This is a genomic window from Pyruvatibacter mobilis (assembly GCF_012848855.1).
GTDB lineage: Bacteria > Pseudomonadota > Alphaproteobacteria > CGMCC-115125 > CGMCC-115125 > Pyruvatibacter > Pyruvatibacter mobilis.
Genome location: NZ_CP051630.1, coordinates 1,476,091 through 1,502,632 on the forward strand (window position 1 = coordinate 1,476,091; position 26,542 = coordinate 1,502,632).

At 65.1% G+C, this 26,542-nt stretch carries 20 protein-coding genes and 1 tRNA gene; 11 read left to right on the forward strand and 10 right to left on the reverse strand.

Translation table 11 applies throughout. The annotated features are described in order from the left end of the window. Positions 1-105: 105 nt before the first annotated feature. Positions 106-1,194 (reverse strand): septal ring lytic transglycosylase RlpA family protein, encoded by a 1,089-nt coding sequence (locus tag HG718_RS07040; protein ID WP_160587989.1) that lies wholly within the window; start codon positions 1,192-1,194, stop codon positions 106-108. A gap of 128 nt (positions 1,195-1,322) precedes the next feature. Between HG718_RS07040 and HG718_RS07045 the strand changes: the two genes are divergently transcribed. After that, a complete protein-coding gene (locus tag HG718_RS07045) occupies positions 1,323-2,669 on the forward strand; it encodes an MmgE/PrpD family protein (protein ID WP_160587991.1) in 1,347 nt (448 codons plus the stop codon). Positions 2,670-2,713: 44 nt separating this feature from the next. Here the strand turns inward: HG718_RS07045 and HG718_RS07050 are convergent, their stop codons facing one another. Beyond that, positions 2,714-3,160 carry a hypothetical protein gene (locus HG718_RS07050; protein WP_160587993.1) on the reverse strand — a complete coding sequence of 149 codons (447 nt, stop codon included), beginning with the start codon at positions 3,158-3,160 and terminating at the stop codon, positions 2,714-2,716. Positions 3,161-3,493: 333 nt separating this feature from the next. Between HG718_RS07050 and HG718_RS07055 the strand changes: the two genes are divergently transcribed. Then, positions 3,494-3,583, forward strand: a tRNA-Ser gene (locus HG718_RS07055). 8 nt (positions 3,584-3,591) lie between these two features. On the opposite strand, the gene HG718_RS07060 is transcribed toward HG718_RS07055, so the two are convergent. Continuing rightward, a complete protein-coding gene (locus HG718_RS07060; protein WP_160587994.1) occupies positions 3,592-4,503 on the reverse strand; it encodes a LysR substrate-binding domain-containing protein in 912 nt (303 codons plus the stop codon). A 110-nt stretch (positions 4,504-4,613) separates the two neighbouring features. Between HG718_RS07060 and HG718_RS07065 the strand changes: the two genes are divergently transcribed. After that, positions 4,614-5,489: a pirin family protein gene (locus HG718_RS07065; RefSeq protein ID WP_160587996.1), complete on the forward strand. Its 876-nt coding sequence runs from the start codon at positions 4,614-4,616 to the stop codon at positions 5,487-5,489. Positions 5,490-5,567: 78 nt separating this feature from the next. On the opposite strand, the gene HG718_RS07070 is transcribed toward HG718_RS07065, so the two are convergent. From HG718_RS07070 to HG718_RS07080, 3 genes are all read right to left on the reverse strand, one after another. Then, the gene (locus tag HG718_RS07070) at positions 5,568-6,290 is read right to left on the reverse strand and encodes a DUF1826 domain-containing protein (RefSeq protein ID WP_160587998.1); all 723 of its coding nucleotides are present in this window, start codon (positions 6,288-6,290) and stop codon (positions 5,568-5,570) included. Next, positions 6,287-7,507, reverse strand: coding sequence for a zinc metallochaperone GTPase ZigA (gene zigA / locus HG718_RS07075; protein WP_160588000.1), 1,221 nt, complete (start codon positions 7,505-7,507; stop codon positions 6,287-6,289). Before zigA ends, HG718_RS07070 begins: the two co-directional genes overlap by 4 nt. Positions 7,508-7,651: 144 nt before the next feature. Then, positions 7,652-8,116: a cupin domain-containing protein gene (locus tag HG718_RS07080; RefSeq protein ID WP_160588002.1), complete on the reverse strand. Its 465-nt coding sequence runs from the start codon at positions 8,114-8,116 to the stop codon at positions 7,652-7,654. A 162-nt stretch (positions 8,117-8,278) separates the two neighbouring features. Here HG718_RS07080 and HG718_RS07085 point away from each other — a divergent pair, with 162 nt between their 5' ends. Continuing rightward, complete coding sequence (locus HG718_RS07085; protein WP_160588004.1) at positions 8,279-9,661, forward strand: cytochrome P450; 1,383 nt, start codon at positions 8,279-8,281, stop codon at positions 9,659-9,661. Between the two features lie 91 nt (positions 9,662-9,752). On the opposite strand, the gene HG718_RS07090 is transcribed toward HG718_RS07085, so the two are convergent. The 4 genes from HG718_RS07090 to HG718_RS07105 form a co-directional block, all read right to left on the reverse strand. Then, complete coding sequence (locus HG718_RS07090) at positions 9,753-11,972, reverse strand: xanthine dehydrogenase family protein molybdopterin-binding subunit (protein WP_160588006.1); 2,220 nt, start codon at positions 11,970-11,972, stop codon at positions 9,753-9,755. Between the two features lie 17 nt (positions 11,973-11,989). After that, entirely contained in the window at positions 11,990-12,445 is a 456-nt protein-coding gene (locus tag HG718_RS07095) for a (2Fe-2S)-binding protein (protein ID WP_027841096.1), read from the reverse strand. Positions 12,446-12,658: 213 nt separating this feature from the next. Next, positions 12,659-15,235 carry an HWE histidine kinase domain-containing protein gene (locus HG718_RS07100; protein WP_244617713.1) on the reverse strand — a complete coding sequence of 859 codons (2,577 nt, stop codon included), beginning with the start codon at positions 15,233-15,235 and terminating at the stop codon, positions 12,659-12,661. After that, on the reverse strand, positions 15,228-15,827 hold the full coding sequence (locus tag HG718_RS07105) for a biliverdin-producing heme oxygenase (RefSeq protein WP_160588010.1): 600 nt from the start codon (positions 15,825-15,827) through the stop codon (positions 15,228-15,230). The genes HG718_RS07100 and HG718_RS07105 overlap by 8 nt, the downstream gene beginning before the upstream one ends. A 259-nt stretch (positions 15,828-16,086) precedes the next feature. Between HG718_RS07105 and HG718_RS07110 the strand changes: the two genes are divergently transcribed. The 7 genes from HG718_RS07110 (at position 16,087) to HG718_RS07140 (ending at position 26,533) form a co-directional block, all read left to right on the forward strand. After that, on the forward strand, positions 16,087-17,178 hold the full coding sequence (locus tag HG718_RS07110; protein WP_160588012.1) for a porin: 1,092 nt from the start codon (positions 16,087-16,089) through the stop codon (positions 17,176-17,178). A gap of 21 nt (positions 17,179-17,199) precedes the next feature. After that, positions 17,200-18,483 (forward strand): imelysin family protein, encoded by a 1,284-nt coding sequence (locus HG718_RS07115; protein ID WP_160588014.1) that lies wholly within the window; start codon positions 17,200-17,202, stop codon positions 18,481-18,483. 81 nt (positions 18,484-18,564) lie between these two features. Beyond that, complete coding sequence (locus HG718_RS07120; RefSeq protein WP_160588172.1) at positions 18,565-20,079, forward strand: di-heme oxidoreductase family protein; 1,515 nt, start codon at positions 18,565-18,567, stop codon at positions 20,077-20,079. Then, the gene (locus tag HG718_RS07125; protein ID WP_160588016.1) at positions 20,057-21,157 is read left to right on the forward strand and encodes an imelysin family protein; all 1,101 of its coding nucleotides are present in this window, start codon (positions 20,057-20,059) and stop codon (positions 21,155-21,157) included. Before HG718_RS07120 ends, HG718_RS07125 begins: the two co-directional genes overlap by 23 nt. Beyond that, on the forward strand, positions 21,147-22,274 hold the full coding sequence (locus HG718_RS07130) for a DUF1513 domain-containing protein (RefSeq protein ID WP_160588018.1): 1,128 nt from the start codon (positions 21,147-21,149) through the stop codon (positions 22,272-22,274). The genes HG718_RS07125 and HG718_RS07130 overlap by 11 nt, the downstream gene beginning before the upstream one ends. Positions 22,275-22,358: 84 nt before the next feature. Next, on the forward strand, positions 22,359-23,447 hold the full coding sequence (locus HG718_RS07135) for an efflux RND transporter periplasmic adaptor subunit (protein ID WP_160588020.1): 1,089 nt from the start codon (positions 22,359-22,361) through the stop codon (positions 23,445-23,447). 11 nt (positions 23,448-23,458) lie between these two features. Next, positions 23,459-26,533 (forward strand): efflux RND transporter permease subunit, encoded by a 3,075-nt coding sequence (locus HG718_RS07140; protein WP_160588022.1) that lies wholly within the window; start codon positions 23,459-23,461, stop codon positions 26,531-26,533. Positions 26,534-26,542: the final 9 nt, after the last annotated feature.

Sequence of the window (26,542 nt, forward strand, 5' to 3'; positions counted from 1 at the left end):
GCCCGCGGGAATTCTTGGCGGCGGCAGGCCCCTGTTCCGCCGGATTGCGCGCCTGCTGCGATGGCTGAGGCAATGGCGGCAAGGCACTGATGGGACGGTGGAACGTCAGTTCACGACGACGCGGGCACCGTCCTGGCCTCTTGAGATGACTGATTCGAGCAGGCTGTCCGCACCGGGTGCGTTATCCACAGGCCCCACGCGGACGCGGTACCAGGGTGTGCCATTGACGACCGTCTCCTTCACCTCGACGGGCCCCAGATCCTTGAGCTGGGTAGCGAGGCTGTTGGCATTGCTGGCACTGCGGAAGGAGCCGGCCTGGACGAAGAAATTATCCGTCACCGGTGCCATGGCGCGAGTCGGCGTTTCCGAAACCGGCGGCTGGCTTGCGGGCGCGGCCTGGGGGGCCGTGATGGCGGAGGGCACAGAGGCGGCGGCGCTGCCCGCGCCTGCGAGCAGCGACACATCCATGGGCATGGAGGGTAATGGCGGCAGGCCTGCCGTGGCGATGCCGCTGTCGTCATTATCCTTCGGCTGGTCGTCGCGGATGGGCTGCATGGATGCGGCAGAGGCCGCGGCAACCTGGCGGGCGGCGGGCTGGGTCGCCTGAGGCTGGGACTGGGGCTGCGCCTGGGCCGTCTGCAGACCCTGCTCGCCCTTCCAGTCGGCGGCGCGGGACAAATACTGCACGCGCACCTTGGTCGTGCCTTGCTCCTTGAAGCCGAGAAGCTCTGCCGCGCGCATCGACATGTCGATCTCGCGATCATGGGCGAAAGGCCCGCGGTCATTGACGCGGACGATAAGGGAGCGGCCGTTTTCGAGATTGGTCACGCGCGCGATCACCGGCATGGGGAGCGTCGGGTGCGCGGCGGAGACCTTGTACATGTCGAAGATCTCGCCATTGGCGGTCTTCTTCTTGTGGAAGTTGGGGCCGTACCACGACGCGATGCCCACATTGTCGTAGTTCGGATCGTCCTTCGGGTAATACCACTCACCGGCGATCTTGTAGGGCGTGCCGACCTTCCAGTAACCGCCTGCCCCGGTGGGCGTTTCGCTGCGGCTCACATCCTTTAGGACGGCGCCTGCGAGCTGTGTCTCGGCGCAGCCTGCAAGCGCCAGAACCGCGGACAGCACGACCGGCAGTGCGCCGGCGCGCAGAACGGACTTCGCGCCCGTGCGTGACATCATGTGGATCATGGCTTCATTATCCCCACCTGAACTGACCCCGAACCGTCAGGGGCGCGTGCCGCCAAGGCTGTCAGCGCGCGTCTCACCCTCATTCATTAGAATACCTTCACGAAGGTAAACGAGGCGTTTACGATTTCATGACTTCTCCCAAAGCCCATGCTGCCGACGCGGCGCCCTCCCTTACCCGCCGCCTGGTGACCCATGCCCGCGCCAAGGCATCGTCCGGTGACGATCTGGCGCTGGCGGCGCTGTTCGTCCTTGATGCGGTGGCGAATACGCTGGGCGGGCGCAACAGCGAGGCCGGGCGGCTTTTGCTGCGCTGGGCGGGCAACGGGCCGCTGGCGCCCGCAAGCCCCGCTGAGACCGGGGCCCGCGCCTTCCTGATGGGCGGGCTCACGCATATTCTTGAGACAGACGATCTGCATCGCGCCTCGGTGGTGCATCCGGGCTGCGTGGTGGTGCCGGCGGCGTGGGCGATGGCCCTGCGTACCGGTGCCAGCGGAGCTGAGTTTCTGCGCGCGGTGCTGGAAGGCTTCGAGGTGACGACGCGGGTGGGCATGGGCGTGGGGCCCGCCCATTACCGCATCTGGCACAACACGGCGACCTGCGGTCCTTATGGCTCGGCCATGGCGGCGGCAACGCTGCTGGGGCTCGACGAGGACCAGAGTGTGCACGCGCTGGGCAATGCGGGCAGCCAGTCAGCCGGCCTGTGGGAATTTCTCGAGACGGGCGCGATGACCAAGCATCTGCATGCGGGACATGCGGCGCAGGCAGGCGTGCAGGCGGCGGACCTGGCAGCGCTCGGCTTTACCGGGCCGCCGCGCATTCTTGAAGGGGACAAGGGCTTCTTCGCCGCCGCCTGCCCGGATGGGAATGCGGAGCTTGTGATGTCCGGTCCCGAGGGGCCGTGGCAGCTGGCGCTGACCTCCATGAAGCCCTGGCCCTCCTGCCGCCACACTCACCCGGCGATCGACGCGGCGCTGGACCTGTCGGCGACGCTCAAGCATATGAGCCCGGACGAGATCCATGCGGTGAAGGTGGAGACCTATCAGGCGGCGGAGGATGTGTGCGACCGGGCCCATGCCACCAGCGAGTACGAAGCCAAGTTCTCGCTGCAGCATTGCGTGGCGACGGCGCTGGAGAATGGTGAGGTGACGCTGGCGTCCTTCTCGGATGAAGCGCGGGTGAAGGCGCAGCGGCTGGCCAGCGGCATCGAGATCGCGGTGGTTGATCCCTACGCCTCCGCCTATCCGGCTGACTGGGGCAGCGCTGTGGAAGTGACGCTGACGGACGGGGCCGTGCACCGGGCCGAGCGCAGCCATGCCAAGGGCGACCCGGAGGCGCCGCTGCTGCCGCCGGATGTGGTCCGCAAGGCGGTTGATCTGATGGAGTTCGGGGGTGTGGCGTCGGCTGAGGAGCTGGCGGAAGCCATCCTCGCCCTGCCCCTGTCGGACAGGCTACCGGAGCTGCCTATCTTCGGATAGGCAATAGTTCAGCCGGGCCGCGCGCAGGCGCGGCGGGCCGGGTGTCAATCGCCGAGAAGCGGGAACAGGGCATAAAAGGCGATGCCCGCGCCGAGGATGAGGCTGGTGAGCACGAGCCACGGGCCCCAGTAGCCGCCGGCGTCACGGGGGGCAGTGCTGCCCCCCATGGCCGTCGCGGAAGCCGGGGCGGCGCCCACGGCCTGCGCCGCGGTGCCGTTCCGGTTACGCAGCTTGGCGCGGTTTTCCTCGTGCCACTGGCGGGCGGCATAGTCCGCCTTGTTGTCCAGATGCCACTTGGTTTCCGTCTCGCGGCCATTGCCGCCGCCGCCACCGCCGCCGCCGCCGGTGTTGTCAGGGCCACCGCTGCTGTTGCGGCGCTCGGCGCGCCGGTCGCGGTAGGAAAGCCACAGGCTGTCCAGGATAATGAGCACAAACAGGCCCCCGATCATCGTCGCCGGGATCCATGTCTGGACCAGATCGTATTCGGTCATCCGAAACTCCCCTTGTGCGCCACGCAATACGCCGTGGCCGCGGCGCGGGACATTCGTTGCCCCGCTGTTTCTTTTTCATACAGGTTCAAAGCATGAGGACCGCCCAAAAGGCAAGAGATCGCGGGAAGTTTCGTCCCATCCGCCGCCCTGCACAATCGCCCGCCCGCCGCAGCGTTAACGCGCCGGTACCCGCGCCACTGCCCCGCCACAGCTGAAAAACCGCCAGGGCCCGAGGATTCCGCGCGTGAGGATTGTTGCGTATGCGCCACGACGCAGCTAAAGCTGTGCGCCCGGCACGGACGGCCCCTCTCACAGGAGCCCGACCGGTCCCGCGGAGGGGTGGCCGAGTGGTTGAAGGCACCGGTCTTGAAAACCGGCAGGCGTGCAAGCGTCTCGTGGGTTCGAATCCCACCCCCTCCGCCAAGCGCTCCTCATACCCCCTCCTGCGCGACAATCCCGGGCACACGCTCGCGGAGGAAGGCGGACAGGGCTTTCACGGCAGGGGGCAGGCCTCGTCTTGAGGGCATCAGCAGGCTCAGCTGGGCGTCGCCGGCGGTCCAGTCAGGCAGGACACGGACCAGTTTTCCTCGCGCTACTTCCTCCCTGCACACATAGGCGGGCAAGGCGACGATGCCCTGCCCGTCGGCTGCGCATTGCTTCAGCGTCACCATGTCGTCGCTGCACAGCAAGGGCGTGAAGGGAATGGAGACATGGGTGTCGCCTGGGCCCCGAAGCGACCAATTGCCCGTTTCCGGCCGCCAGCCGAGTTTCAGGCCGGTGTGGGTTTCAAGGTCTTCCGGCCGTGCGGGGGTTCCGGCGCTGTCGAGATAGGAGGGCCCCGCGAACAGGTGCCAGACGACCGGTGCCAGGCGGCTCTGGATCAGGCTTGACGGCGGAAGCGCGTCCGCGTGGCCCCGGATGGCCATGTCGATGCCAGCTTCGACAAGATCGACCGTCTGGTTGGTGACCTGCTGGACGATCTTCACCTTCGGGTTCGCGGCCATGAACCGCGACAGCGCCGGGCTTATGGCGAATTGTGCCACACCGACGGAGCAGGACAGGCGCACAGTGCCGGAGAGGGTGTTGGCGTGACGCCGGACCGCCGCCTCTGCCGCGGCAACTTCGTCAAGCGCTGCGCGCGCGTGGCGATAGAAGGCGTCTCCGGCATCGGTGATGATGAACCGGCGGGATGTGCGCTGGATCAGCCTTGCACCGAGGCGATCCTCCAGCTGCCGGATATGCCTGCTGAGCCTTGATTTCGGCACGCCGAGCGCGCGGCCCGCAGGGGCAAATCCGCGCTTCTCCACCACGTGGACGAAGTAGAAATAGTCATTCAGATCCATGGCTCTGCCCCGCTATTTCGTTCCATTTATAGAACGAAAGTTTCCGTTTCCGCCACTTCTCCCGGTTTCCGTTCCACTGATATCTCCATTCACATCAGATGGAGGCAAACATGACCAGTCACCGCCAGACACCCGTCCCGTCCGCCCGGCCGGGCATATCCATGTCGGTCAAGGGCCAGCCCCTGAGCATGGGCCAGGGTTTTGAGGCCCTCACCTTCCGGCAGGACCGTTTTGGCGGCCTGATGGACCCGCTGGTGATGGTGGACCACTTCGTGATGACCGAGCCCACTTTCGGCGCACACCCGCATGCGGGCCTGTCTGCCGTGTCGGTGCTGTTCGAGGACAGTGAGGGGCTGTTCCACAACCGCGACTCCCTCGGCAACGACTTCACCATTGCGCCGGGCGACCTTTATTGGCTGAAGGCCGGGCGCGGGGCCGTGCATGACGAGACGCCGCTTCCCGGTGCGCGGATCCATGCGCTGCAGGTCTTCGTCAACCTGCCCGCGGCCCGCAAGGCGGACGCACCGGCCTCCCTTCACGTGCCTGCGGGGCAGATGCCGGTCATCGAGGGTGACGGGTATCGCGTCCGCGTCGTGCTGGGTGCGTGCAACGGAACAGAGGGGGCCGTGTCACCGGCCCTGCCAATGACCATTCTCGACATCGGGCTAACAGGTGGCGGCTCGTTTACGCACCATGTGCCCGCGTCGCAGGCCGCATGGCTGCTGGCGGTGCGCGGTGATGCCGAGGTGCACACCGGGGACACCGGCACTTTGATCCGCCAGGGCACCGCACTTGCCGTGCATGGCGGCAATGAGGCGCTGCCGATCCGTATACAGAGCGTTGCCGGGGCCCAGGTGGCCATGCTTCAGGGCGCGCCGGTGCGCGAACCGTTCGTGCACCAGGGTCCGTTCGTGATGAGCACACTGGACGAGATCGAAGCGGTGAAAGCCGCCCATGCCGCCGGCGAGCTCGGCGCGCTGGAGTGAGGTGCCGGCACCCTTGTGCCCCGACCTCAAGACTGAACTGAACCCGGTGTAGTGCCTTGGTCTAGCGGCGTTGTCCGGTTAGGTGCTGGCAGCTACCGGCGTCCAGGGTTTGGGCGATGCGGCGGACTGCTTGTTGAGGACGAGCAGCAGCCGTGTCTGGCCGGTACCGGCGATGGGCGGAGAGCGGTGGACGATGCCCCTGCCCGGCCCGGCGCAGCTTCCCTTGAAGACGGCAACGTCATGGATGCCGAGATGCTCGGACGGGCCCTGATAGGCTTTCTGGTCCCGCAGGGCGTCACCGGCGTAAGGCGGCGGAACCCATTCCGTGGCCGGGCCGCGATAGGTGGTGAGCAGGCGCGCATCGACGCAATCACGGTGGAACCGCCAGCAGGCATCATGGCTGATCCGCTCCAGCCGCACATCCACGAGATCAACCTCGGCGATGGCGGCAAAGGCCGTGGCAAGGCGGGTGATATCGGCCAGCAGCAGGTCACGCGCCCCGTCATTCGGCATCCCGCTTTCGTCAGCCTGCGCCATGACCGCGCGCGGCAGGTCAGCGAGGGGGGCCAGCACGCGGAAATGCGGCAGTTGCGACGAAGCCAGTTGCCCGAGCCAAGCCGTCAGCGCGGCCGGCTGCGCCCGCTGCCAGATCACAAGCTCCGTATCCGCCCCATTGATGGCGGCGAGCCCCTCGGCCGTGTCGCAGGTCGCAATGGTAGGAGAGCTCATGATGGGGGCACGCACGCCTGTCATGCGTGCTTCGGCCATGCTGCCATCCATCTCGGCGAGCAGGCTGCTCACGCCGCCTCTCCGGGGATCCATTGCGGGAACGGGTCGTTGAGGGTTTTCCAGTCATCGAGCTGCATCGCCAGTGCGTCCTCCTCGCCCACCAGGCAGGCATCGAGGCGGCGGCGCAGCGCGGCTTCATCCATGCCGGTACCGATGAAGACGATTTCCTGGCGGCGGTCGCCATAGACCGGGTCCCATTTCTCGGCCAGGTGACGGCGCCATTCCGGATGATCCGGCCACCGCTCCTTCGGCACGCTGGACCACCAGAAGCCCATGGCCTCGTGGCGCACGAGGGCGCCGGCCTGGCTCAGTTCACCCACCCATTGCGGGCGGGTCGCCAGCCAGAAGTGGCCCTTGGCGCGGATGACGCCCGGCCAGGGCGAATTGATGAAGGCGTGGAACTTCTCCGGATGGAACGGGCGGCGTGTCCGGTAGACAAAGCTGGTGACGCCATATTCATCCGCTTCGGAGTTGTGGTCGGCGAAGCCATAGAGTTCCTTAAACCACAGCGGATGCTCCTCGGCCTTGTCGTGATCGAACAGGCCGGTATCCAGCACCCGGTCGAGCGGCACGTTCGACATGCTGGTTTCGATCAGTTCCGCGTCCGGGTTCAGGGAGCGGATGATCTTGCGGGCGGCGTCCAGCTGCTGCGGTGTTGCCGCGTCGATCTTGTTGAGAATGACCACATCGGCGAACTCGATCTGATCGACCAGCAAATTGACCAAGGACCTTGTGTCCTCATCGCCCAGCGCCTCGCCGCGGTCCTTGAGGAAGTCGGTCGAGGTGTAGTCGTTGAGCAGGTTTGCCGTGTCGACGACCGTCACCATGGTGTCGAGGCGTGAGACGTCCTCGAGGCTTTCGCCTTCCTCGGTGCGGAAATTGAAGGTGGCGGCAACCGGCAGGGGTTCGGAAATGCCGGTGGATTCGATCAGCAGATAATCAAAGCGGCCATCCTCGGCGAGCTTGCGCACTTCCTGCAGGAGATCGTCGCGCAGGGTGCAGCAGATGCAGCCATTGGTCATCTCGACCAGGGACTCTTCGGTGCGGCTCAAATTCGCGCCACCATCGCGGATGAGATCGGCGTCGATGTTCACCTCGCTCATATCGTTGACGATCACCGCGACGCGCTTGCCTTCGCGGTTGTTGAGGATGTGGTTCATCAGTGTCGTCTTGCCGGCCCCGAGGAAGCCGGAAAGCACGGTAACGGGCAGACGGTCTTGGGGGGTCATGGGGAGCTGATCCTTGCCGTAAAATCCAATAGGCGCGCCCTGCGGCGTCAGCCCACCATATAATTTATTGTTATAGTATTACACTATTCGTGTGCGACGCATCTTGCAAGCTGACAACAGACCTCGCCCTGTCAGGCGTGCGCGCTAGTTTGAGCCACCCTCGGCCGGCCGCCCGTCCGTCCGTACCAGCCGCCCATCCGGCTCCATGACAATCCCGGCATCGGGGTAGATGCAGCGATCCTGGGGGTCGCGGGTGCCGATCACCAGGAAGCGGGCCGGGGCGTCGGATCTGTTCTTCAGGCAGTGCCCATTGTCGATTCCCGCCGGGAAGACGGCGATGTCGCCGGGGTGAAGCAGGGTTTCACCCTCATTTTCGACAAGAAAAATTTCACCTTCCAGCACCACCACCAGTTCGTCCGTCCGCTCATGCCAGTGGCGGTGGGAGGAAGCCGAGCCGGGCATCAGGGTCTCGATGGCAGCCCCGAGTTTTTCCATGCCGAACGCTGCGGAAATCGCCCGCCCCTCATACGCACCAAGCTCGCCGGCAATGCGGGTGATGGGTCCGGAACCGCTATAGGCCGGCAGGTCGGGGATGGAGATTTTCGGCATTTTTCGCCTCCGTGCCGGGTGCTGCCTAGTGGTGAAATCCGTGCCCCGCTCTGGCCGCGGGATGAGTGTGTTGCTAGCTTTTTCAGCCAGACGCTTGAGACACACGCACCCGGACAGATGGCGCCCAGCCACTTTCCGCGCAACAGACAAAGATGCAAAGACATGCGCCTTGTAAGCGATGAGATCCTGATTGATCGCGGCGTGCAGACGCCGGTGAACGACGCGATTTATCCGATGCTGGACGAGTTCCAGCTGTGGAACCCGGCGGCGTGGACGGGCGGGCAGCCCTATGAGTTCTACGCGAAGATGCGCAAGACGGCGCCGGTGATGTGGTCGCCCATGGGGCGCGAGGCATCAGGCTTCTGGTCCGTCAGCCGTTATGACGACATCAAGCAGGTGGAACTGGCGCCGGACGTGTTCTCGTCCCAGCGCGGTAGCATCAACATCGCGATCGGCCCGCGCGAAAAATGGAAGCCGGAGAAGCTGGTGCCGGCGGCGCTTAACTCGCTGATCAACATGGATGCGCCGCACCACATGGAACTGCGCATCCAGCAGAAGGACTTTTTCATTCCCGCCTATGTGGAGAGCATCCGCGAGAAGGTGGGCCGCAAGATCGACAGCCTGCTGGACGACCTGGAGGCCAACGGCCCGGTTGTGGATTTCGTGAAGTTCTTCTCCACCCAGCTGCCGCTGTTCACGCTGTGCGAGATGCTCGGCGTGGAAGAGGAAGACCGGCCGAAGATCGTGGAGTGGATGCACTATCTGGAGCTGGCCTCCCAGTTCACCACCAACCCGATGCGCACCTTCCTGTCTGAGCCCACCTTCCCCTTCCGTTTCGGCCCGGCGGTGAAGGACATGTTCGCCTATGGGGAACGGGTGATGGCGGACAGGCGCAATAATCCGCGTCCGGACCTTCTGTCGATCATTGCGCATTCGAAGATTGATGGGGAATTGCTGTCGCAGGAATTCCTCGACGGCTCATGGCTGCTGATCGTCTTCGCCGGCAATGACACGTCGCGCAATTCGCTGTCCGGCACCATTCGCCTCATGACGGAGTTTCCTGACCAGCGGGCGATGGTGCTGGACGATCCGTCGCTGATCCCGCGCATGTCGCAGGAAGCACTGCGGATGATCTCGCCGGTGAAGCACATGCGGCGCACGGCCGCGGAGGACACCGAGCTCAACGGCCAGCGCATCGCCAAGGACGAGAAGGTGGTGCTGTGGTATGGCGCGGGCAACCGGGATCCCGAGGTTTTCCCGGACCCGGACCGGTTCGACATGATGCGCGACAATGTGGACAAGCACATCGCCTTCGGCCACGGGGTGCATAAGTGCCTCGGCAGCCGCGTGGCGCAAATGCAGCTGCGGCTCGCCTTTGAGCGTATTTTCGACCGCTTCCCCAATATTACCTGGACTGGCCACGAGAAGATCGCCCCCAACGCGCTGGTGCACGCGATCTCCAGCCTCAAGGTCAATCTTTATGGCCAGGGCGGCGAGCGGCCGACGCGGGTGCAGGTAAGGATGCCGGCGCAGGCGGCGGACTAAGTCTCAGCCCCTCATAACGCATCATCCCGCCGCGCCGGCTAACGGCGGGCGGGATGATTTTTGGGCTCGTAGCCCGTCAGACCGATCCCCGTCAGACGGAGAAAGACTGGCCGGACAGGGGCAGCTTGCGCGGGCGGACGCCCGTGGCATTGAAGATCGCGTTGGCGACCGCCGGGGCGATGGGCGGTGTGCCCGGCTCGCCGCCGCCGCCGATGTCTTCCGGATTGCCGTTGATGATCTCCACCACGATGTCCGGTGCCTCATCCATGCGCACCATTTCGTAGTCGTGGAAATTGCTCTGTTCCACGGCGCCGTTGCGGATGCTGATCTCGCCGTGCAGGGCGGCGGTGAGACCGTAGATGATGCCGCCTTCCATCTGGGCGGTGAAGCCGTCCGGGTTCATGGCATAGCCCGGATCAGCACAGCAGAAGACCTTGCGCACGCGGGGAGCGCCCCTGGTCATGTCCACTTCCGCCACCATGGCGACGATGGTGTTGAAGGAGCGCACCAGTGCCACGCCGCGGCCATGGCCCGCGGGCTGGGCACTGCCCCAGTCCGCCATGGCGGCAGCCTTCTTCAGCACGGTGGCGAACCTCGGCGAATTGCCGAGCATCGACAGGCGGAACTCCACCGGGTCCTTGCCGGCGGCCTGGGCCATCTCGTCCACGAAGGACTCCACGAAGAAGCCGTGCTGGGAGTGGTCCACCGACCGCCAGGCCCAGAACGGCAGCGGCAGGTCCACGTCGCTCAGGGCACGGATATGCTGGCTGCCGGTGTCGTAATAGGAGACGAAGGACGCGTCCGCCGGGTCGTTGTGGAAGAGGAACACATTGTCCCAGGCCACCGGCTTGCCAGCCTCGTCCAGCCCGCCGCGGAAGCGGCTGGTGGTGGCGTTGCGGTAGGCCGCCTTCTGGATGTCTTCCTCGCGCGACCAGATGAGCTTGAGCGGGCCGCCGCCCACCTCCTTTGCCACGCGGGCTGCCATCTCCACCATGTCGGTGGCCGAACGCCGCCCGAAGCCGCCGCCCATCTGCTGCATGTGGATGGTGATGTCATCAAGGCCGATGTCGAGAATATCGGCTGCGGCCGTGCGGCAGCGCAGGGGTGCCTGGGTGCCGAGCCAGAAATCCGCCTTGCCGTCGCGGATCCACACGGTGCAGTTCATCGGCTCCATGCAGGCATGGGCGAGGAACGGCACCTGGTACTCCGCCTCGATAACGGTCGAGGCCTTCTCCAGCGCGCGGCCCGTATTGCCCTGCTCGAACAGGGTGTCACCGCCATTGGCGCCTGCATCATTCAGGGCCTTGTCGAAGGTCGCGAACATGCCGGCCTGATCAAGGCCATCGGTCGGCGTCTGCGAATAGGTGACGCTGACGGCGTTCACCGCCTGCTGGGCGTGCCAGTAGCTGTCGGCCACAACGGCGATGAAACTGCCCATGTCGAGCACGGTCTCGACGCCGCGCATGGACCGGGCCTCGGCGTCATCCATGCTGTCGGCAACCGCGCCGGGCACCGGGGATGACAGCACGGCGGCATATTTCATCTTCTGGCCGGGCACCGTTGCGTCGATGCCGTATTGAGCGGTGCCGTTGACCTTGGAGGGGATGTCCAGGCGCTGGGCGGAGGTGCCCATGAGCTTGAACTCGTCCACCGTCTTGAGGGTCGGCTTGGCGGGCAGGCTCTGATCGGCAGCGGCGACGGCGAAGTCCGCATAGTCCGCCGACTTGCCGCTGGCCTTGTGGTAGAGACGGCTCTTCTCGGTGGTGATCTCGCCTGCCGGGACGTCCCACGCGTCGGCGGCGGCGGCCACCAGCATTTCCCGGGCTGCGGCACCCGCCACGCGCATGCCGCGCTGGCCGGTGGAGCGGATCGAGAAGCTGCCGCCGGTGAGATAGAGATCCATCATGTAGGACAGGTTCTTGAACACCCCGTCCACGGTGGGCTCAAGCCAGGCGCCGACATCAAGATCGGGCGCGACGAACAGGCGGGCCATCTCGGAGGAGACATAGTCGCCATTGGCCGGGGCGGACATGACCTCGACCTTGTCCCAGTCGGCGTCCATTTCGTCGGCCAGCATCTGGGCCAGGGTGGAGAGTGCGCCCTGCCCCATTTCGGTGTGCGGCGTGATCGCCGTCACCACATTGTCTTCGCCGATCTTCACCCAGGCATTGATCAGCTGCTCACCCTCGACGGCGGCGTCCTTCGCCAGGCTGTCGACGGGATTGCCCGGCCGGATGGCAACGCCCACGACCAGGGCTGCGCCGCCTGCCACACCAGCGCCGATAAAGGCGCGACGGGACCACTTGTTCATGGAAGGACCCTCCCGGTTCAGGCGCGCGCGGCGGCCTTGATGGCCGCGCGGATGCGTGTGTAGGTGCCGCAGCGGCAGATATTGCCTGACATTGCAGCGTCGATGTCGTCGTCACTCGGGTTGGGGTTATCGCGCAGCAAGGCTGCGGCGGACATGAGCTGGCCCGACTGGCAGTAGCCGCATTGCGGCACCTGGGCGTCGATCCAGGCCTGCTGGACCTTGCTCAGCGCGCCGTCCGGATCAGACAGGCCCTCGATGGTGGTGATCTCAGCTCCCTCGGCAGCCTCGATGGGCGTCGAGCAGGCGCGGATGGGTTCACCGTCCAGATGCACCGTGCAGGCTCCGCAGGCGGCGATGCCGCAGCCGAACTTGGTGCCGGTCATCTGCAATTCTTCACGGACAACCCAGAGGATTGGCATTTCCGGGTCGACATCCAGCGACACCGGTTTACCATTGATGGTCAGATTGATCATGGGGCGGATCCCTCCCGAAACGGGCTGCCCCACAAGGGCACCCGGCACGTTCCAGCTCGGCCGGGGAGCGAATCCTTTCTCCGGCCAGCGCGTCGCATTGAAATGACCATAGGTCATTTGGCGTACGCGGGCAAGATGAAGCGCGCTTCAGTCACTCACATTTACGTCAGCCCGGCTGGCCTTCAGCTGCGCTTCCATCCCCACTTCAGGGGCCTACTTGCCGCGGGCGGCCTTCTGCGCCTTGCCGATGGCCGATTTCAGATGCTCGCTGGTATAGGGCTTCTGCAGGGTTGGCAGGTCGGGCAGGTCTTCCACCGCTGCCTCCTCGGCCCCGTAGCCCGTGGCCATGAGCGTGAGGATGCCGCGCTCCGCACAGGCCCGGGCGACGGCGGCGGACGTCTCCTCGCCAAGATTCACGTCAAGCAGGGCGAAGGTGAACTCGTGGGCGTCCAGCTCCCGCAGCGCGTCCGAGACGCGGCTGGCGGTGATCACAGGCTCGGCACCCAGATCGCCCAACATGTCGGACGCATCCATCGCGATGATGAGATTGTCTTCCACCACGAGCGCGGGGCCGTCCAGACGCACATCGACAGCGGCTTCCTCGTCCGCCGCCACCGTGCCGGCGGACGTGGCCGCGCCTTCCCGCACATAACTTTCCGGGATCACGAAATCGGCCTCCATGCCCGTAACCTTGAACCGCACATCCACTTCACCCTTGAGCTCGAACGGCACGGACCGCTCGATGATGGTGGTGCCGAAGCCGCGCCGGGTCGGCGCGTTGACCGCAGGCCCGCCCTTCTCGCGCCAGGTGATGGACAGGCGCCCATCGGGGCGGCGGGCAATGGCCATGTCCACGGTCCCTGTCTCATTGCTCAGCGCCCCATATTTGGCCGAGTTCGTGACAAGTTCATGCACGACCAGCGCCAGGCAGGTGAAGGCGGACGGCGACAGGTCCACGTCGTCGCCGACGACGGAGACGCGCGCGGCGCGCTCCATGAGGAACGCGGTGATTTCGTTGTCGATGAGGGAGCGCAGCGACACCCATGACCACTTGGTGCCCGTCAGCTGATCATGGGCGCGGGCCAGGGCATAGATCCGGTTGTCCAGCACCCGGCAATATTCGTCGATCGACACGCCGGACCCGCGCCCCTGGGCGACGATGCTGCGGATCAGATTGAGGATATTGCGCACACGGTGGTTGAGCTCGGCGATCAGCAGTTCCTGCTGCTCCTGCGCCCGCTTGCGGACCGCATTGGTCTCGTCGGCGATCTTGAGCACCACTTCGAGCAGGGTCACACGCAGGGCATCAGCCGCACGCCTCTCGGCGCGGGTCCATGGCGCGCAGCGGCCGCGCACCACTTCCTGCCAGGCCTCAAAGCTCTTGCGCGGGGTGAGGCGCGAGCCATGCGGGCCGATCTCGACGGGCTTGTCCGGATTGCCGGCCCAGGACACCGTCTGCACCAGTTCGCGGCGGAAAAGCACGATGTAATCGCGCGGCTGGCGGGAGATGGGCAGCGCCAGCATACCGGCGGCGCGCTCGACGAAATCATCGCCCTTGGCATAGCGGGCGGAGATGCAGTCAGTGGAATAGATGTGGCCGGCCTGGGTGGTGTTGAGGAAGCGGGCAAGCCCTGCGAACTCCTCTGCCGTCGGCGCGGGGCCCTGGGCAACATAATGGCCGTTGGAATAGATCGAGATGCCGTCGAAATCGATGACCTCTTCGATGTCCGCGCCGATGGTGTCCAGCGTGGTGGCGAGATCAACGCCGCTGGAGACCTTCACCATCAGCCGGTCATGCAGGGCCCGGGATTTGTCCGCCTGCTGAAGTTCCTCGTTCATTTCGAGCTGGGCAAGCTCATAGTTGAACAGCTGGCCGAACAGCTCCACGGCGCTCCGCTTTTCAAAATCGATATAGCGCGGCGTGTTGTGGTGGCAGGCAAACAGGCCCCACAACTTGCCCTGGCGCAGGATCGAGACCGACATGGAGGCCCCTACCCCCATGTTGCGCAGATATTCCAGGTGGATGGGCGACACGGCGCGGGCGACCGACAGCGACAGGTCCAGCCGGTCGCCATTGGGCATCACGTCGGGAATGATGGGATGGATGGCCCCGTCCACATCCGCGATGAGCCGGAGCATATTGCGGCAGTAAAGTGCGCGCGCCTGCTTGGGAATGTCGCTCGCGGGATAGCGCAGGCCGAGGAACGACTCCATGCCGGGGCCCGCGGCTTCGGCGATCACCGTGCCCGTGTCGTCTTCCTCGAAGCGGTAGACCATCACCCGGTCGAAGCCGCAAAGGAGCTTGAGGCCGCGGGCGGCTTCCCGCGCCATGCTTTCCATCTCGTCGTGGCGCGCCACGCGGGCGATCAGGCCCTGCACCTGAGCTGCGTCGTCCCTGTCGCCGGGTTCGTCGGCGCGGGGCTCGAACTCGAGCACCGTGAGGTGGCCGGACGCATGGATCGACACATCGAAGCGCCGGCCATCGCCGAAGACCGGATAGCTGAACAGGCGGGCTGACGCATTCTGGTTGGCGAGCGTCTGCATGCGGGTGCGCAGATCATGGGCGAGGCCGCTGGGGAAGATGTCGCCGAAAGGCGCGCCGATCATCGCTTCCGCATCGAAGCCCAGCTTGTCAGCACAATTTGTGGAGGCATGGGCGATGATCCAGTCGGCGGAGACCGCGACCAGGCAGCCGAAATCCTGCACGTGGCCGAGAATGTGGATCGGTTCCCGGTCACAATTGCTGAGGTCCACCGGTTCACCGGCGAGAGTGGGATCGGGGTCACGCAAGGGCAGGCACTTTCTCTTCGGCCGCATCGGCGGCGTAATGGCTGAACAGGGCGAAGACGGCGCGGGCGTCCGTCACGATGGTTTCATTGCCCGGCAGGCGGGCGTCACCCCTGCCCGCACCGGTGCAGAATGTTTTCCACACATCCAGATAATCCGGCGCCGTGAAGAAGGCCGCGGCGTGCCGGACGTCCGGCTGCGTGCTGCTGCGCCAGCGCTTCTTCAGCATCGCGTTGCCGAGGCGGGACCCGGCCAGCACGTAATCCACGGCATCCGGGTGAAGCCGGGCAGCATCAACAGGCGGGACAGCAACGGGCGGCACCTGATGGCCCAGCACCGCAAGGTCCGTCCGGGCACGGTGCGCAAGATCCACGATCATCAGCTTGCTGATGTTTCCCGCATCGCATTCGGACAGGACGCCAAGGGCGCGCGCCTGCATGCGCAGGAACACTGCCAGTCCGTCCACGGATGAAACGTCGACATGGGCAAGGCGCGTATCCAGCGCGTCATGCGCCGGACGGGTCTCCGCCCGGAGACGATCACGCAGGAAAATAGAATTGGCCGCCGGAATGGGTGGCACTCCAATCGATGACATATGGCTTTGCCTGAGTATGTGCGCCCTATGGGCGGCAGCTACGCAGCCGTACCGATGTTGAAAATGTGCCCCTGTAACCCCGCATCTTCCATGGTTTGCGTCCAATTCTCAACAACGGATTTGCCGGGGCTGCGGCGGAAAAGCGCAATTGCAAATAAGTCGCATTTATATTAGAAGCAGCACCCGGCTGGGGACTTTTCATACTGCTTCCGCGTTTCGGAGGCGGCGACCAACAACAAACACCAATGGGGGCTTTGCCTTGCCACAACTTTCCGCCATCGCCAGGACCATGACCGCGCTCGTGGCCACAACCTGCCTCACAGCCCCCGCCCTTGCGGAAGACAGCTTTCCGCGCATTAAGGGCGAGATCCCGATCGAGATCCAGAACGATTACACCTACGATTCCGATGACCGGGACGCGGAGCTGAACGACCTCTACACGACGATCGAACCTGCGGTGAGTGTTCGGTTCACGGAGGAGTTTTCCATCGAGGCAGGCCTTGTGCTGGAGCCTGTGCTGGACCCGGACCCGCGCGACGACCGCTTCTTCGAGGATGAGGGCCTGTTCGTCGAAACCCTGTTCCTGCAATACGCGACCGACAGCTTTTCGCTGTTCGGCGGCAAGATAAATCCGGCCTTCGGGGTGGCATGGGACATTGCCCCTGGCGTCTATGGCACGGATCTGGCCGAAGACTACGAGCTGACCGAACGGATCGGCCTGGGCGGCAGCGTTACCCTCGGCAATGACGAGACGGGGCTGCACACCATCACTGCCTCCACCTTCTTCGCCGACACCAGCTTCCTGTCTGAATCCCTGATTACCGAGCGGCCACGCAACCGGAAGTCGTCCGGCGGTGTCAGCAACACGGAAGACTTCTCGTCCTTCGCGGTGGCGCTGGACGGTGATCTCGGCATCGTGGTGCCCGGCCTTGCCTACCATCTGGGCTTTGAGAGCCAGGAAGGCGGCACCGGCAACCCGGAAGACGAATTCGGCATCGCCGCGGCGCTCTATGGTGAGTTCGAGATCGGCGAGGACACGGTGCTTGGACCGGTGGTCGAGTATGTCCATCAGTCCGACGCCGGCGGCATCGCCGAGGACCGAGATTACATCACCCTCGGTGCGGCCCTCGTGCACGGGCCGTGGAACATCGCCGTGTCCGACACCATCCGCACCATCGACCCGGCCGGGGCCGGCGACGTGGATGACAACCAGTTCCAGGTCTCCGGCGGCTACGCCTTCGACAACGGGCTGGCGCTGGACATCGGCTACAAGCACACCGAGGAGTCCAATTCGGATTCCAACACGGTTGGCGCTCTCCTCACCTACACCCTTCCCTTTTCAGCCCCTTAAGGCACAGTCGGGAGACATTTCATGAAGACACATTTGATCGCCATCGCAGCCAGTGCGTTTGCACTGGCACCGGCCATGGCCCATGCCGCGCAGGGTGATGCACCCGGCAAGGATGCCGTGCTGGACACCTACGCGGATATCGCCCAGGCGGGCTATGAGGATTCCGTCACGCTCGCCAAGCAGCTGGAGACCGCTGTCGAGGCGCTGGTCGCCGATCCGTCCGCCGAGACGATGACCGCTGCCCGTGAGGCGTGGCTCGCCTCCCGCGTGCCCTACATGCAGACGGAAGTCTATCGCTTCGGCAATCCGATCGTGGATGACTGGGAAGGCAAGGTGAATGCCTGGCCGCTGGATGAAGGCCTCATCGACTATGTGGATGCGTCCTACGGCACGTCTTCCGGCGACAACGCGGCCTATGCGGCCAATGTGATCGCCAATGCGGAGCTGACCCTCAGCGGCGAGACGGTGGATGCCTCCACCATCGACGCAGCGCTGCTGGCGGAGACGCTGCACGAGCTGGGCGGCGTGGAAGCCAATGTGGCAACGGGGTATCACGCGGTCGAATTCCTGCTCTGGGGTCAGGACCTGAACGGGACCGGACCGGGTGCCGGTGACCGTCCGTGGACGGACTACGCCAAGGGTGACGACTGCACCAATGGAAATTGCGCGCGCCGCGGCGAATATCTGCTGACCGCCACGCACCTGCTCGTGGACGACCTTGAGTGGATGGCCTCAGCCTGGGGCCCTGAGGGCGACGCGCGCGCCGACCTTACCGCCGAGGGCGCGGATGCCGGTGTGGCCCGCATCCTGACCGGCATGGGCAGCCTCTCCTATGGCGAGCTTGCCGGTGAGCGCATGCAGCTCGGCCTGCTGTTGCATGATCCGGAGGAGGAGCATGACTGCTTCGCCGACAACACCCACAACAGCCATTATTACGACGCGCTGGGCATCGTGAATGCCTATCGCGGCCGCTACACCCGCATTGACGGGTCGGTGGTTGACGGTGCGTCGGTGTCCGACCTCGTGGCCGCCAAGAATGGCGAGGCCGACAAGGCGCTGGTGGCGAGCCTCGATGCAACGATGGCAGCCATGGGTGCGCTGAAAGACCGCGCTGACAATGGCGAGGCCTATGATCAGATGATCGGCGAAGGCAATGAGGCGGGCAACGCCGTGGTCCAGGCCGCCATCGACGGCCTGACCGCGCAGACCCGCGACATCGAAGGTGCCGTTGCGGTGCTCGGCCTTGAGCCGATCGCCTTTGAGGGCTCCGACAGCCTCGATGCCCCCGAAGCGGTGTTCGAGTAAGACAGTGAGAAGAAAGGCCAGCCGGTGAGTGTCAGGACGCGTTTCGTCTTTCAGCTTCCGGCTGGCCGCCTCTTCCGCACAATGATGATGCGTGGCCCTGCCCTTGCCGGCGGGGCCATTGCTGTTTGTGCAGTGTTTCTCGGTGCGGCGGTCACGCCTGTTGCCGCCCGTGATGCCGGAGAGGCGGCCCGGGTCGCCAGGGTCACGGCGCCTGCGACGGATTTCTCCGCGCCCGAACCGTTCGAAACGCGGCCGGGCGGCGCCGCCACCAGCTTCAAGCACCCGAACAGGGACGCCTTCTCCCAGCCATCCGCCAACATGCCCTTCGAGCGGCAACTCGATTTCCGGGTCGGCAATGGCATCTTCAAGAAGATCTGGGTGTCGTCGCCAAGTTCCACCCAATCGTCCGACGGGCTGGGTCCCCTGTTCAATGCGCGCTCGTGTCAGCGCTGCCATCTGAAGGACGGGCGTGGCCATCCGCCTGCGGCGGGGGAAACGCCGGTCTCCATGTTCCTGCGCCTCTCCATTCCGCCGCAGACGGAAGACGACCGGACCGCGCTTGCGACCTATCTCGCAAGCGTCATTCCCGATCCGGCCTATGGCGGCCAGCTTCAGAATTTCTCGATCCAGGGTCATGACGCCGAAGGCGACATGAAAGTCACCTATGAGGAAGAGACCGTCACCCTGGGCGACGGGACCGAGGTGAAGCTGCGGCGGCCGGTCTATGAGGCGGTCAATCTGAAATACGGGCCGATGCATCCGGACGTGATGCTGTCGCCGCGCGTCGCGTCGCCAATGATCGGGCTCGGGCTGCTCGAGGCCATTCGCGCCGAGGACGTTCTTGCTGGCGCGGACCCGGAGGACAAAGACGGTGACGGGATTTCAGGCCAGCCCAACTGGGCCTTCAACCACGAGACCGGCGAGGTTGAGCTCGGGCGGTTCGGCTGGAAGGCGGGCGAGCCGAGCGTTGCGCAGCAATCGGCTGCCGCGTTCCATGGCGATATCGGCATTTCCACTCCCCTCTTCCGCACCCATTACGGCGATTGCCGGGAAGGCGCACAGGACGGCTGCCGGGACGCCCCCCATGGCGGCACACGCGACGGCACGGTCACCGAAGCGACGGACGACATGTTCGAGCGGGTGGTGTTCTACAGCCGCAATCTCGCCGTGCCGGCCCGGCGCGACGTAGATGACCCGCAGGTGCTGGCAGGCAAGAAGCTGTTCTACGAGAGCGGATGCATCAGCTGCCACACGCCCAAATTCGTGACCCGGCGCGATGCCATCGGCGAGGAACAGTCCTTCCAGCTCATCTGGCCCTATTCGGACATGCTGCTGCATGACATGGGGCCGGGGCTGGCGGACAACCGGCCGGAGGGGGCCGCGAGCGGGCAGGAATGGCGCACGCAGCCGCTCTGGGGCATCGGGCTGACGGAGGCCGTCAGCGGGCATACATTGCTGTTGCATGACGGCCGGGCGCGGAATGTGCTTGAAGCCATTCTGTGGCATGGCGGCGAAGCACAGGCCGCCCGCGACAATGTGGCGGCGATGCCCGCCGAGGACAGGGAGGCGCTTCTTGCGTTCATCAATTCACTCTAGGCGGCAGGGACTGGCGGCAGTTTTTGCAACGGGCCTCGCCGCGCTCCTGTGCCTCGCCACCCCTGCCCGCGCGGCGGATTATGCCTCGGTCAATGCAGCCGTGGCCGAGGGCCACATCCTGCCCGCTTATGACGCGCTGGCAGAGGCCGGGACGGCACTGGCTGCCGTGACGGACAGTTATTGCGCGGCAGACGCGCCGCTGGCGGATGCCCGGCAGGCGCTGGCGGCGTTCCGACGCAGCTGGGCCGGGGCCGAGCATCTGCGGTTCGGACCCGCCGAACTGGGGATGCGCAGCCTGCGGATCAATTTCTGGCCGCAGGCGCGCGGCAAGGTGGCGGACGCCCTGTCCTCCGCGCTTGCCAAGGCTGAGGAAGCTGGTGGCGGCATGGATGTCGCGCGCCAGTCCTTCGCCGTTCAGGGCGTGCCGGCGCTGGACGCGTTGTTCAACGGTGACGACAGTGCCGCACCGGGGACGCCGCGCTGTGACCTGGCGCAGGCGATTGCCGGGAATGTGGCGCGGATGACGAGTGCCATCCGCGATGAGTGGACCGGCGGCAACACGCCCTATCTTGCAGCCTTCACCACGCCGGGCACCGGAGCCCTGCCCTTCGAGGATCATGCGGACGCGACGCTGGCCCTGTTCAAGAGCCTGCATGATGAGCTGAGCCGCATCCTGGCGCTGAAGATCGAACCGGCACTGGGCAAGACACCCGCGGACGCCCGGCCCAGCCATGTCGAGGGTGTCGCCCCGGAGGCCGCGCTAGACACGATCCGCACCAATCTCGCAGCGCTTGAAGCGCTTTATCAGGGTCCGGATGGAACCGGCCTGGCAGCGCTGGCGGGCCAGAGCGTGACCGATACGGCGCTTGCCCCGCTGATGGAGAAGGCCTTCAGCAAGACGCGGGCGACGGCAGACAGCATTGCCCTGCCCCTGGCGGATGCTGTGACTGACGCAGAAGAGCGCAAGAAGGTGGCGCACCTGGCCACGCAGTTGCGCGCCCTGCGGCAGATCGTCGGCACGCGGCTGGCGGAGGCGCTGGGGCTGAGCGTGGGATTCAATTCGCTCGATGGTGACTGACCGGCGGCACTTTCTGGCGGCGGCAGGTGCAGTGCTGCTGGCACCGCAGCTTCTGCCCCTGCGCGCGCTGGCAGCAGATGATGCGCCGCGCCGCTTCGTCAGCGGGTTGCGGCGGGAGACGGGCGACTTCGCGCTGGCACTGATAGACGCGCGTGGCAGGGTGCTGGCGCAGGCCGATATGCCGGGGCGGCCGCACGCCATCGCGGCAAGTGCTGACGGCAGGCTGCTGGCGGCTGCCGCGCGGCGGCCGGGGCGGTATCTCCATGTCCTGTCCGGCGATGATCTTGCGCCTCTTGCCGAGATCAGTGCGGCGGCGGGCCGGCACTTCTATGGGCACGCGGCGTTCTCGCCGGACGGGCGGCTGCTTTACACGACCGAGAATGACTATGACGCAGAGACGGGCGACGCGGAGACCGGCGTTATCGGCGTCTACGACCTGAAGGATAACGGCACGCGCCTTGGTGAATTTGCGTCGCACGGCACCGGGCCGCATGAACTGCGGCTGATGCCGGACGGGGTGACACTGGCGGTCGCAAACGGGGGCATCGCCACCCATCCGGACATGCCGCGGCTCAAGCTCAACATCGACAGCATGGCCCCGAGCCTCGTCTTCATTGACCGCCGGACGGGCAGCCTCACCGGGCAGGCGGTCATGCCGCCTGAATGGCACCAGCTCAGCATCCGCCACCTCACCATCGCACCGGACGGGCTGGTGGCCGTGGGGATGCAGTTCGAGGGCGCGCGGATGGAGCAGCCGCAGTTGGTGGCGCTGGCGCGGCCCGGGGACACCTACCTCACGCCCCTGCCCCTGCCCGACGCGGAACTGGCGCGGATGAAGGGCTATTGCGGCAGCGTCGCGTTTGACGTGGCCGGGCACTATCTGGCTGCCACGTCGCCGCGCGGCGGGATGGCGGTGCTGTTCGACGCCGTCACACGCCGCTATGCGACGACGGTGCGGCTTGCGGATTGCTGCGGCGTGGCGGCGGCGGGCATGCCGGGCCGGTTCGTCCTCACCTCCGGCACCGGCGCGGTCCGGGAAATTGATGCGCAGAGTAATGACATCCACGAAACCGGACAGAGCGGCGGGGCCTTCGACAATCATCTGACGGCCATTTGATCATGGCTGAATTGCACGTCTTGGATTGAGGCGGATCGTGCTTTAATCAGGCGGTGATTCAACTGGACCTCAGGATTGATGAGCATGACCCTGCGCCGTTTCCTCTCCCTCACCCGAAACGGCCCCAAGGGTCTTCTCGTTGCGGTCGCCCTCTCATCGGGGCTTGCCGCCTGCGCCGAAGATGATGCGGCCCCGGCCGAGCCGCCGGCACGCCCGGCCAAGCTGTTCGAGGTCGAGGAAACGCTCAACGCACGGACCACGAATTTTCCCGCTGTCATCAAGGCACGGTCGAGCGCGGAGCTGACCTTTGAGGTCGGCGGGGTGCTTGAAGTGTTCCCCGTCTCCGAAGGCCAGCAGGTGGCGAAGGACGAGCTGATTGCGCAGCTCGAACAGCGCAGTTTCGAGAACGACGTGGCGCAGGCGGAAGCGCAGTACCGGAACGCGCAGGCCCAGTTCAACCGCGCTGCCCAGCTCATCGACAAGGGCACGATTGCCCGCAGCACCTATGACACGCGGCTGAAGGACCGGGACGTTGCGAAGACGGCGCTGGACAATGCGCGCAAGCGGCTGGAGGACAGCACCATGCGCGCGCCCTTCGACGGGGTGATCGCCACCAAGCATGTGGACCAGTTCCAGACCATCGCGCCGCAAACACCTATCGTGACAATCCAGTCCACCGGCGCTGCTGAAGCCGTGGTGCAGATCCCGTCACGGCTGGTGGCCAACTCCAACCAGATCCAGCCGATCGAGACCGTGGTGATCCTGGACGCGGCACCGGACACGCCGATCCCGGCCTCCATCGTGTCGACATCCACACGGACCGACCCGCGCACCCAGACCTTCGAAGTGAGTTTCGCGTTCGAGCCGCCGGAGGAGCTGACCATCCTGCCAGGCATGACGGGCACGCTGCGGGCCAGCCTGGCAATCAACGGCCGCGATGGGGAGAGCCACATGCCCATTCCGCGCACCGCGGTGCTGCCGCGCGGCGAGACGCTCTATGTGTGGAAAGTTGATCCCGACACGATGACGGTGAGCCAGCAGGCCATCGAGACCGGCCCGTGGCTTGAGGAAGGCATCCCGGTGACCGGCGGGCTTGAACCCGGCGACATCATCGTCGAGGCCGGCGTTTCCTATCTGGCAGAGGGCATGAAGGTCCGCCCCTACGGGCAATAGGAGCGGCAGCCATGAACCCGGCAGAGTTTGCGGTCAAGAACCGCCTCATCAGCGTCATCACCATCCTCATCTTCCTGTTCGGCGGGTGGATGGCCTATCTCAACATGCCGCGCTTCGAGGATCCGGAATTCACCATCCGTGAGGCGGTCGTCATCACCCAGTATCCCGGGGCGACGCCGGAGGAAGTGGCGCTCGAAGTCACCGAGCCGCTGGAGACGGCGATCCAGGAGATGCAGGAGGTCAAGGAGATCAGGTCGGTCTCGAGCTTCGGCCTGTCGCGCATTACCGTTGAGATCAAGTACGAGTTCTCTCCCAGCAAGGACGCGCTTCAGCTCATCTGGACGAAGCTGCGCAACAAGGTGACGGATGCGACCGGCGACCTGCCGCCGGGTGCCTCGACGCCTCTGGTGAATGACGATTTCGGCGATGTTTACGGCATCTACTATCTGGTCACCGGCGAAGGCTTCAACGATGACGAATTGCATGACTACGTCAAAAGCCTGCGCACACGCCTGCTGACGGTGGATGACGTCGGCAAGGTGGTGATCACCGGCGTGCAGTCAGAAGCGATCTATGTGGAGATCGCGCGCGACCGGGCGGCGGCGCTGGGGGTTTCCATCGACCAGGTGTTCAACGATCTGGCACAGCAGAACTCCGTCGTGTCAGCGGGCAGCGCGCGGGTTGATGATCTCCGCATTCAGATCCTGCCGACAGGCAATGTGGATTCCGTCAGCGCCATCGAAAATGTGATTGTATCAACGGCTGCATCAGACGGCTCCGGTACGACGGGCGTGGTTTACCTGCGTGACATCGCCACCGTTCGCCGGGAGCTCAAGGACCCGCAGAGCTTCATCCTGCGGCACAACGGTAAGCCGGCCCTTGGGCTGGGCATCGCCAATGTGAGCGGGGCCAATGTGGTGAAGGTTGCCGACGGTGTACGCGAGACGCTGGCACGGGAAATGACCGACCGGCCCATCGGCATCGATATCCACGAATATTACAATCAGGGCGAGGTGACCGACGACGCGGTACAGGACTTCGCCCTCAACGTGGTGATGGCACTGGTGATCGTGCTGGTGACGCTGCTGATCTTCATGGGAAAGGTCTCAGCTCTCATCATCGGCGCGGTTCTGCTGGTGACCATCGCCGCGACGCTGACCACCATGAACCTGGTGGGCATCCCGATGCACCGCATTTCGCTGGGGGCGCTCATCATCGCGCTGGGCATGCTGGTGGATAATGCCATCGTGGTGACCGAGGGCATTCTGGTGGGCGTGCAGCAGGGCCGCCGCAAACTTGAGACCGCCAAGGACATTGTGACGCGGACGTGGTGGCCGCTTCTGGGCGGCACCATTGTCGGCATCATTGCCTTTGCCCCCATCGGCTTTGCCGCCGGCAACACGGCGGAATACACCAACCACTTGTTCTGGGTGATCCTGATTTCGTTGCTGTTCAGCTGGGTCTTCGCAATCACACTGGTGCCGCTGATGGCGGACTGGATGTTCAAAGAGACCCACGCCGGTGACCGGCAGGATGCGACGGAAAGCCGGTTTTTTGTTCTGTACAAGGATTTCATGCGGCGGGCGCTGAGGCGGCGCTGGATCGTGGTGGCGGGCGCCTTTGCCCTGTTCGGTCTGTCGATCTGGGGGTTCCAGTTCACCAAGGCCGGGTTTTTCCCCGTGTCCACCACACCGCAGATCATTGTGGATTACTGGCTGCCCGAAGGCACTGATATCTCCCGCACCAATGCCGACATGGCCAGGCTTGGCAATACCGTGGGGGCCTTGGACGGGATCGAGAGCGTGACAACCTATGTGGGCCAGGGCGGACTTCGCTACATGCTGGTCTATGGACCGGAATCACCCAATTCCGCCTATGGGCAATTGCTGCTTCGGGTTACTGACTCCTCGCTCATTGAAGACCTGATGCCCCGCATCCAGTCCTATGCGGATTCGGCCTTCCCGGATGCGCAGACAAAAGTCCGGCGGTTCCGGCTCGGGCCGGGCGGCGGTTCGCTCATCGAGGCACAGTTCTCAGGCCCCGATCCTGACGTGCTGCGGGATCTTGCGACCCAGGCCACCACCATCATGTCCGAGGATGGCAGGCTGGTGGCGGTGAAGAATGACTGGCGGCAGCAGGTGTCGGTGATCGAGCCCGTCTATTCCGAAACCAGCGGAAGGCGGCTTGGCATCTCGCGCGAGGACCTGGCCAATGCGCTGCGCTCCAACTATTCGGGCCGCACCATCGGCTATTACAGGGAGCAGGACGAGCTGATCCCCATCGTGTCGCGCGCCCCGGCGGCGGAACGCGCAGGCGTGTCCGACATCGGCAATGTGCAGATCCCCTCCCAGGCCACCGGGCAATCGGTACCGCTGCTTGAGGTGGTGAGTGGCTTCGATACCGACTGGCGCAATGCGCGGGTGCGGCGGCTGGAGCGGGTATGGACGATCAAGGCGCAGGCCGACCCCGGGCCGGACGAGCTTGCGTCGGAAGCGCTTGCGCGCATCCGCCCGAAGATCGAAGCCATCGACCTGCCGCCGGGCTATTCTCTGATCTGGGAAGGTGAAGCGGGCGACAGCGCGGAAGCCAATGAGAGCCTTGCCGCTACCATTCCGCTCGGCTTTGCGGCGATGGTGCTGACCATCATCGTGCTGTTCAACGCGTTGCGGCAACCGGCGCTGATCTGGCTTACGGTGCCGCTGTCCTTTATCGGCGTCGTTGTCGGCCTGCTGGTCACCAACAGCGCCATGGAGTTCATGGCCATTCTCGGCGTTTTGTCGCTGTCCGGTCTTCTCATCAAGAACGCCATCGTGCTGGTGGACCAGATGGACCTTGAAATCCGCGAGGGCAAGGCGCGGCTGGATGCCGTTGTGGACAGTGCCGCCAGCCGCGTGCGGCCGGTGATGATGGGGTCGCTCACCACGGTGCTGGGCGTGCTGCCGCTGATGTTCGATGCCTTCTTCCAGGCGATGGCCGTGGTGCTGGTGTTCGGCCTGTCCTTCGCGACGCTGCTGACGCTGGTGGTGGTGCCTGCGCTCTATGCCATCTTCTTCGGCATCGGCGAAGAAGAGACCGAGGCGGCGTGAGCGACTTTA